The organism is Bacteroidota bacterium (genome assembly GCA_030706565.1).
Classification (GTDB): Bacteria; Bacteroidota; Bacteroidia; order Bacteroidales; family JAUZOH01; genus JAUZOH01.
Genome location: JAUZOH010000134.1, coordinates 1 through 9210, shown reverse-complemented (window position 1 = coordinate 9210; position 9210 = coordinate 1). Strand labels below are relative to the sequence as shown.

The window sequence follows — 9210 nt, the reverse complement described above, 5'->3', positions numbered from 1 at the left end:
GTCAATTCGCCTGAATCCGAAATATATCACAAGAGCAAGGTCCTTTACGGCTTGTATCAGGCCCGGCAAGCCATCGTGCAACATAATAAATGCTATCTGGTTGAAGGATATGCCGATGTGATTTCCATGCACCAGGTAGGAATTGAAAATACCATTGCCTCATCGGGAACCTCCCTTACGGTTGACCAGATACGGCTGATGAAACGGTTTACCCCCAATGTGACCATCCTTTATGACGGGGATGCAGCCGGTATAAAAGCCTCAATCAGGGGCATTGATATGGTTCTCGAAGAAGGCCTGAACGTAAAGGTCCTTTTACTGCCGGATGGTGAAGATCCTGATTCTTTTGCCCAGAAACACGGAGCCTCTGAATTTGAACAATACATCGCTCAAAACGAGTCCGATTTCATCAGCTTTAAAATAAAGCTCCTCCTCGAAGATACACAGGGCGATCCCATAAAAAAGGCCGGTCTTATTGCAGAAGTAGTCAGGAGCATTGCCATTATTCCCGACATTATTACCCGTTCTGTTTACGTCAGGGAATGTGCCGCCAATCTTGATGTGGGCGAACAGGTGATTTATGCTGAAATTGCTAAAATACGAAGAACAAAAGCCGAGCAAAAATACGGCTGGCAGAAAACTGAAAGCGGGAAAAAAAGTCAGGAGCCTGCATCTTCCTCTTCCATCGTCATTTCTGATCCTTCAGAAATTATCGAAAAAGATATCATCAGGCTTTTACTGAATTATGGAAACAATATCCTTTTTGTCCTGAAAGATGAAGAAGGGAATGCACAACAGATTTCTGTAGCCAGCTACATCATCCATGAACTCACCGCGGATGAACTGGAACTGCAAAATCCAGTTTTCAAACAAATCTATGAAGAAATCCAACAAGCCCTCACTCAAAATACGCCCATCGATAACAAATATTTTGTGCATCATCCGGATAAAGAAATCGCACAACTGGCGGCCGATTTGTTGAGCAACAGCTATCACCTGAGTAAAATGTGGAAAGTAGACATTCTTTTTGACGATACCTTAAAAAAATGGGTACTCGATACCATCATGTCCTTCAAAAACCAAAAAATTTTAACAGTATTACGCCAGACCCAAAATCAACTTATCCGCGCACAGGAAGAAAAAGACTTGGAAGAAATAGAAGAACTCCAGGATAAATACATGGTATTGAATGATTGCAAGAAAAGGCTCTCCAAAGAGAGAGTGATTCTATATTAATAGTCCTCCAAAACCAGCTAATATTCAATTTTTTTTTGTATATTTAGTTATTATTCATCACATTATTCGGGAAATTATGGATGGTGATCTGCAAAAATACATGTCTGAAAGGTACAAAAAGACTCTTGTACCCAAACAGACCGAACCGGGCCCGGTAATTACCATATCCCGGCTGGTGGGCTGTCCTGCAAAAAAGATAGCACAACGTGTTTGCGAATTACTAAACGAAATGCGCGTTTCCAAAGGTAAAGAGCCCCTCTGGAAATGGATCAGCAAGGAATTGCTGTACGAGTCGGCCAAGGAGCTTAACATCGACCCGGTCAATATTGAATATGTCTTTAATTATGAATCTCGGGGCATGTTTGGGGATATTTTGCAATCGCATGCTTCGAAATATTATAAAAGCGACCGGAGAATAAAAAAAACCATAGCCGAGGTAATCATGGCCCTTGCAAGCAAAGGGCATGTAATCATTATCGGCCGTGGCGGCGTAGCAATTACCCGCGATATGGAACGTTCCTTTCATATACATCTGGAAGCTCCTATCGAATGGAGGGAAATCATGGTCAGCCAGAAATTCAACCTCAACATGGAGGAAGCAAGAAAATATGCCCTTGAAATTGACAAAAAAAGACAGGAATTCAGGGAATTCTTCCAGGGGAAAAAAGACGATTATTCTCTCTACGACCTGAAACTGAACTGCATGACCCTTAGTGTTGAAGAAACCTCCCAAATTATTGCAAAAGCCATAGAACTGAGAAACCTTTATTAATTCAACTTTCATCATTGCCTTTCCTTTCAGGCGATTGGCTCAACAATGCAAAAAATCGTTTATAACTCAAAACTTATTATCTTTGCGCATTTTCAATTAGAGAGTTACAGATGATTTCAGTCAATCAGCTAACAGTACATTTTGGTTCTGTTGAATTGTTCAACGATATTACATTCATTATCAATCCACACGACAGAATAGGATTGGTAGGCAAAAACGGGGCAGGTAAATCTACCATGCTCAAGATCATAGCCGGTCTTCAACAGCCTGAAGGAGGCGAAGTTGTCATTTCAGAGGATACCTCCATAGGATACCTCCCCCAACAAATGGTATTGCGCGATGGGAAAACAGTCAGGCAGGAAGCATGCTCTGCCTTTGAGGAAACCCTTAAACTTGAAAAAGAAATCCAGAAGATCAATAAGCAGTTAACCGAACGTACCGACTATGAATCGGACGGGTACATGAAGTTAATTGAGAAATTAAGCCATTACAACGACCGCTTCGAGATGCTGGGCGGAGGCGCAATGACAGGTGAAGTTGAAAAAACCTTGCTGGGACTGGGATTTATGCCCGACGAACTGGACCGCCCCACCACCACTTTCAGCGGTGGCTGGAGAATGCGCATAGAACTGGCAAAAATCCTGCTTCGCAAACCCGGGGTCTTTCTGCTCGATGAACCCACCAACCATTTGGATATTGAATCCATCCAATGGCTGGAAGACTTTCTGAAGGATTATAACGGAGCCGTATTGGTAATCTCCCACGACCGGGCTTTTTTGGACAATGTAACCAACCGGACCATTGAAATATCGCTGGGAAGGATTTACGACTACGATGCTGCCTATTCAAAATTTGTAATCCTGCGTGAGGAACGCAGGGCCCAGCAGCTTGCCGCTTATCGCAATCAGCAAAAGATGATTGCAGATACCGAAGCCTTTATTGAGCGTTTTCGCTATAAACCTACAAAAGCTGTCCAGGTCCAGTCAAGGATTAAACAATTGGAAAAAATTGAACGGCTTGAAGTCGATGAAGAAGACCTTTCGGCCATTCACGTCAAGTTCCCTCCTGCCCCGCGCTCAGGTACCGTGGTGGTTGAAGTGAAGGAACTAAGTAAAAGATATGGCCCCAAACTGATACTCGATAAGGTTGACCTGGTGGTGGAAAGGGGCGAACATATTGCCTTCGTCGGCAGAAACGGCGAAGGTAAATCAACCCTGTCCAAAATTATCATGGGCGAAACCGAGCATGAAGGACTGCTAAAAGTAGGCCATAATGTAAACATTGGTTACTTTGCCCAAAACCAGGATGAAATAATGGATGGCGAAGCTACAGTCTTTGAAACCCTTGATGAAATAGCCGTAGGGGATATCCGTACTAAAGTCCGCGATATTTTGGGTTCTTTTCTGTTCAGAGGGGAAGATATAGATAAAAAGGTGAAGGTTCTCTCCGGAGGCGAACGTTCCCGGCTGGCTATGGCTAAACTGCTGCTCCAGCCTTACAACCTGCTTTTGCTCGATGAACCTACCAACCACATGGACATGAGATCCAAGGACACCTTAAAACAGGCCCTGCTCCAATACAACGGAACCATCATCCTGGTATCGCACGACAGGCAGTTCCTCGACGGGTTGGTCAGCAAGGTCTATGAATTTAAAAGCAAAAAAATAAAACAATTTATCGGCGGGATTTACGATTTCCTTCAAAAGAAAAAACTGGACAACCTTCACGAACTCGAAAGAAAGGAGGTAGAAACGGTCATTCCCCCTTCTCCTTCAAAAATCAGTCAAAACAAAATGACTTATGAAGAGAAAAAAGAGTATGATCGTGAACTAAGGAAAATCACCAGTCAAATCAGCAAAAGTGAAAAGGAAATTGAGCAGTACGAAAAAGAAATTGCTGAAATTGACGGGCAAATGGCCAATCCTGAAAAAATAAACGATAATGAACTTTTTGACCGTTACGCTCTTTTGAAAAAAAATCTCCAAAAAGAAATGGATCAATGGGAAAAATTAAATGAAGACCTGCAAAATTTTCAAAATGCAAATAATGTAAGTATTTGATTACCAAATAATTACAAAAGCAATACATTTTAGATCATATTATTTCATTGTAACTATTTATTTTTTGTAACTTGCTTCCATAATTCATGGAAAGGATTATGAAAAAATTATTAGCAGTTGTAAAACTGACCTTTATTTTTTTGCTGACCCTAATGATGATCATTTCCTGTGCAAGCACAAAAAAAAGGGGCGCTAAAAAAGATAACTTTAATCTGACCAATATTTACAATCCGGGAAGTACTCCGTTACATCCCGAATTCATGGTATATCATAGTTTTGATAGTACTTCCCTGCTGTTGTCCAAGGTTTTCCCCACCGAACTGCTTTTTAACCAGGCCAATCCGCAGCGCAAAACACAGGCCTCCCTGCAGATATCCTATCAAATGGTTGATATTTCCACAAACCTGAACAATAAGCAGATTTGTGACAGTGCTTCCCATAATTTTAATATAGACATCAGCAAACTCCAGAAACGTTTTTTCGCCTTCATTCCCATTAAAGCCAAAGAAGGAAGGAAATATCTGCTGACGGTTACAACAAATGATCTTCTGAGAAAGACCATGCAGCGCACTTTTTTAATTGTTGATAAAACTAATGAATTTAACAGCCAGAATTTTGAGGTAATTTCAAGATACGACAATTTCCCTATTTTCAGTTCCTATACCGACAGCAACGAAGTCTTTTCAATACATTACCGACAAGGCAATTCCAAGAATGCCATTTTTATTAAATATTACAAAAGTGAACAGCCCGTACCCCCGCCGGCCTTTTTCCCCACCCCTGTCGGTACCCGTTTTGACAAGCCGGACAGCATCTGGAAATATCCTTTTTCTGATTCCATAGCCTTTAAACTTCCCTATAAGGGGATGTATTTCTTTCAAATGGATACAGCTCAAAATAAAGGGCTTACACTTTTTAACTTTGGAAGTGCCTACCCCAGGGTATTACGGGCCAATCAGATGATAGGCCCCCTTCAATATTTGACCAATTCATCAGAGTTTGAGGCGATCAAATCAATTTCCAATCCCAAAACTGCCGTAGACAATTTTTGGATAAAGACTTCAAAGAACATCGATGTATCCAGGGAACTGATCAGGGTATTTTATAACCGGGTCTTTTTCTCCAACTATTATTTCACAGCCGACCGTGAAGGTTGGAAAACAGACCGAGGAATGATTTATATTATTTATGGCTTGCCCAACAACCTGGTAAAAAAGCCTGATGAAGAAATCTGGTCTTATTACGACAAATCAAATCCTCAGGTCATTACTTTTTCTTTTAAGAAAATGGAAAATCCGTTCAGCAATAATTTTTACGTGCTGCAACGTGGAGAAAACCTGACCACACACTGGCGGCAGGCCGTAGATTCCTGGCGGCACGGGAAAGTATATAACCTGGGTGAAGAGCAACATTAAAAATCCTCTCCAGGAAATGAAAAAACATGGCCGGATGATTCCAGTCATGTTTTTTTATGCCTGTTTATCTTCGAGGTAAATTAAATCGGTAATTGGCGCTTAAAACTTTCTTCCAGAGATATAAAAGTTTCTGTCCTGCTTATTCCTGTTATAGACTGAAGTTTATCGGCAATGATATTTTTTATATGCTCATTGTCTTTGGCATAAATTTTAATAAAAATCGTATAGTCGCCAGTGGTGTAATGACATTCGGTTATTTCGGGAATCTGCTCCAGCTTCTTCACCACATCCTTGTAATAACTGGCCTTTTCCAGGTAAATTCCCATGTATGCGCAGGTATGATAACCCACCTTCTGAGGGTCAATGATAAACTCTGAACCCGTGATGACCCCGAGCTTAATTAACCTTTGCACTCTCTGATGAATTGCTGCACCAGAAACATTACACTCTCTTCCTACTTCCAGAAAAGGAGTTCTGGCATTTCTGGTTATAATTGAGAGAATTTTCCTGTCCAAACTATCGATTTGTAAAATTTCTTCCATTTTATTTACAAATTTTTAAATTTTATATCAAATATAAGTAGCTATTCTTACGATTTATAAGCAAATGTTCTTTTTTTGTACTTTTTTGCAATTATTATTTGCAATTTACTTTTACATTAGTATTTTTGTACTGTTTTTAGTTTGTAATTATTAGAAGTGAACGGGAAAGAAATATTAAATTAAGGATTTTTAGTTTATAGATTTTTCCCCTCGCTTCTTTTAAAAATGAAATTTGGCATAAAATTAAGTAATTAAATTGAAAGTAAATATTTAAATTATTAAAATATGTGTGGAATTTTGGCAGTCATTGGCAAAAAAGATGCTTCCCAAGTACAGAAGCTTTCTAAACGCATGAGACATCGTGGACCAGATGAGAGTGGTATTTTCGTGAATAAAAAGGGTTCTGTACTTTGTCATGAACGACTTTCAATTATTGATTTGAGTACCGGCCGTCAACCTATACAGGGCAGTGACGATGCCTGGGTGATGCATAATGGCGAAATTTTCAATCACCAGGCAATAAGGGATAATCAACTTGCACATCATACATTTCGTACTACCTGCGATTCCGAAGTAATCGTTCATCTTTACGAAGAATATGGCTATGATTTCTGCAACCTGCTCGACGGCGACTTTGCCTTTGTCGTGCTGGACGGCGATAAATTTATGGTAGCCCGCGATCCTATCGGGGTAAAACCCTTATATTATGGCAAAGATGCAGATGGAAACCTGTATTTTGCATCGGAAATGAAAGCACTTGCCGATCAGTGCACTCAGTTTGAACCTTTTCCCCCGGGATACTATTATACCGGTGAAACCGGATTTGTCAAATACTACAACCCTGTTTGGGAAAACCCAAATTCCACAAAAGAACCGATTGACTACGTTAAGCTCAGGGAAGCCCTTGTTGAGGCTACCCGCAAACGCTTGATGAGTGACGTTCCTTTGGGCGTTCTTCTTTCCGGAGGGCTGGATTCAAGCATCATCTCGGCTGTTACGCAACGCCTGCTGAAAGGAAGCGGACAAAAATTACATTCCTTTTCTGTAGGCCTGGGGCCTGATGCCCCCGACATGAAGTTTGCAAGAGAAGTGGCCGATTTTATTGGAACGGAACATCACGATGTATACTTTTCAGTTGAAGAAGGGATCAAAGCTATCGAAAAAATCATCTGGCACCTGGAAACTTATGATATTACAACCATTCGCGCCAGTACTCCCATGTATTTCCTTTCCAAAGCCATAACAGACATGGGCATTAAGGTGGTCTTGTCGGGTGAAGGTTCAGATGAGATTTTCGGCGGCTATCTTTATTTTCACAATGCCCCCTCTGATGATGAATTTCAGAAAGAATGCGTCAGAAGGGTCAAACTCCTGTCCACAGCAGATTGCCTGAGGGCAGATAAATCAACTATGGCTCATGGGCTTGAAGTTCGTGTCCCTTTCCTGGACAGGCATTTTATCGATGTGGCAATGGGTATCCGCCCACAGGATAAAAGACCAGACCTGGCCAAAGGAAAACCTGAAAAATATGTGCTTAGAAAAGCCTTTGATGACCAAGCAAACCCTTATCTTCCGGACAACATTCTTTGGAGGCAAAAAGAGCAATTCAGCGACGGCGTAGGCTACAGCTGGATTGACGGAATAGTGGCTTACTGCAACCAACAGGTCAGCGATGCGGAATTTGCCACTGCTGCCAAGCGTTTCCCCCACAATACGCCTAAAACAAAAGAAGCTTTTTATTACCGGACCATTTTTGAAAAATTCTACCCTGAACAATCGGCTATACACAGTGTTCTGAAATGGGTACCCAAATGGCAGAAAAATGACGATCCTTCAGGAAGGGTATGCGACAATCACGAACACAAAGTTGGAGATATACAATTTGAAAAGGTTATGCAACTGTAAAACAGAATGAAGTATTCTGTTTTCAGCTCAATTTTAACCCTGAATAGCTGTTCGCATTTGCAAATAAAGAACAGCTATTATTTTGTTTATCATTTTGCAATTTGAAACCAAATTTATACTTTTATCTTATAATTGTTAACAGTAACCAACTAATCCTTTAAACAATGAATGGAATCTATTTCCCTGAAAATTATTCTCCTTTATTGGGATTAAACAAGACGGAACAGGCAATTAAGCTGATAAAAGATTTTTTCCAGACAGATTTTGCTTCAGAATTGCGCCTGAGAAGAGTGACCGCCCCTTTGTTTGTACTTAAAGGCACCGGAATAAACGATGACCTGAATGGTGTTGAACGGCCGGTAGCATTTGCCATCAAGGACATGAACGATGCAAATGCCGAAATAGTCCATTCACTGGCCAAATGGAAAAGACTGAAACTGGCAGATTACGGAATGAAGCCCGGGTTTGGACTTTATACCGACATGAACGCCGTACGTCCGGATGAAGTACTGGATAATCTTCACTCCATTTATGTCGACCAATGGGATTGGGAACGCGTGATCACGACCGGGGAACACAACCTGGATTTCTTAAAGCTTGTAGTCAGGAGAATATTTGGCAGTTTCAAGCGGACTGAATTTTTCATCAGTGAAAATTATCCTGAAATAAAACCTTCGCTTCCCGATCAAATTACTTTTATCCAGAGTGAGGATTTGCTTAAAATGTATCCCAATCTCTCGCCCAAAGAAAGGGAAGATAAAATTGCCGAAAAATATGGGGCTGTTTTCATCATGGGAATAGGCGGAGAACTTTCGGATGGCAAAATTCACGATGGCCGGGCTCCCGACTATGACGACTGGTCGACTGAAACGGGAAATGGTTATAAAGGTTTAAATGGCGATATTTTATTCTGGAACCCGATCTTAAAAGGGGCTTTTGAAGTTTCCTCCATGGGGATCCGGGTCGATCGTGAAGCTATGCTCCGTCAGTTGGCAATTGCCGGGGCTGAGGACAGAAAAGAACTGTATTTTCACAGACGCCTGCTGAACAATGAACTCCCCTTATCTATTGGAGGAGGTATCGGGCAATCAAGACTTTGCATGTTCTTCCTGAAGAAAGCCCATATCGGGGAAATTCAATCCAGCATTTGGCCTGAAAAAATGGTTCAGGAATTTGAAAAACATAATGTAATCCTTTTGTAATATACTTTAATTGAAAAATCCACGGGAAAACTGCTCTATTCTTCGTGGATTTTTTTTATGTCCCTACCCGAAGGATTC

At 41.1% G+C, this 9210-nt stretch carries 7 protein-coding genes; 6 read left to right on the top strand and 1 reads right to left on the bottom strand.

Annotation, left to right across the window (positions count from 1 at the left end; all coding sequences use genetic code 11):
* The 4 genes from Q8907_08540 to Q8907_08525 form a co-directional block, all read left to right on the top strand.
* Nucleotides 1-1236 (top strand): toprim domain-containing protein (locus tag Q8907_08540; protein MDP4274310.1); only part of this gene is annotated, 1236 nt, incomplete at its 5' end.
* A gap of 76 nt (nucleotides 1237-1312) precedes the next feature.
* Nucleotides 1313-2008 carry a cytidylate kinase-like family protein gene (locus Q8907_08535; GenBank protein ID MDP4274309.1) on the top strand — a complete coding sequence of 232 codons (696 nt, stop codon included), beginning with the start codon at nucleotides 1313-1315 and terminating at the stop codon, nucleotides 2006-2008.
* A 110-nt stretch (nucleotides 2009-2118) separates the two neighbouring features.
* The gene (locus Q8907_08530; protein ID MDP4274308.1) at nucleotides 2119-4068 is read left to right on the top strand and encodes an ABC-F family ATP-binding cassette domain-containing protein; all 1950 of its coding nucleotides are present in this window, start codon (nucleotides 2119-2121) and stop codon (nucleotides 4066-4068) included.
* 98 nt (nucleotides 4069-4166) lie between these two features.
* Nucleotides 4167-5483 (top strand): GWxTD domain-containing protein, encoded by a 1317-nt coding sequence (locus Q8907_08525; protein ID MDP4274307.1) that lies wholly within the window; start codon nucleotides 4167-4169, stop codon nucleotides 5481-5483.
* An 80-nt stretch (nucleotides 5484-5563) separates the two neighbouring features.
* On the opposite strand, the gene Q8907_08520 is transcribed toward Q8907_08525, so the two are convergent.
* Complete coding sequence (locus Q8907_08520; GenBank protein MDP4274306.1) at nucleotides 5564-6025, bottom strand: Lrp/AsnC ligand binding domain-containing protein; 462 nt, start codon at nucleotides 6023-6025, stop codon at nucleotides 5564-5566.
* Nucleotides 6026-6310: 285 nt separating this feature from the next.
* Between Q8907_08520 and asnB the strand changes: the two genes are divergently transcribed.
* The gene (asnB, locus tag Q8907_08515) at nucleotides 6311-7930 is read left to right on the top strand and encodes an asparagine synthase B (GenBank protein MDP4274305.1); all 1620 of its coding nucleotides are present in this window, start codon (nucleotides 6311-6313) and stop codon (nucleotides 7928-7930) included.
* 164 nt (nucleotides 7931-8094) lie between these two features.
* Nucleotides 8095-9132 carry an aspartate--ammonia ligase gene (gene asnA / locus Q8907_08510; GenBank protein MDP4274304.1) on the top strand — a complete coding sequence of 346 codons (1038 nt, stop codon included), beginning with the start codon at nucleotides 8095-8097 and terminating at the stop codon, nucleotides 9130-9132.
* Nucleotides 9133-9210 lie beyond the last annotated feature (78 nt).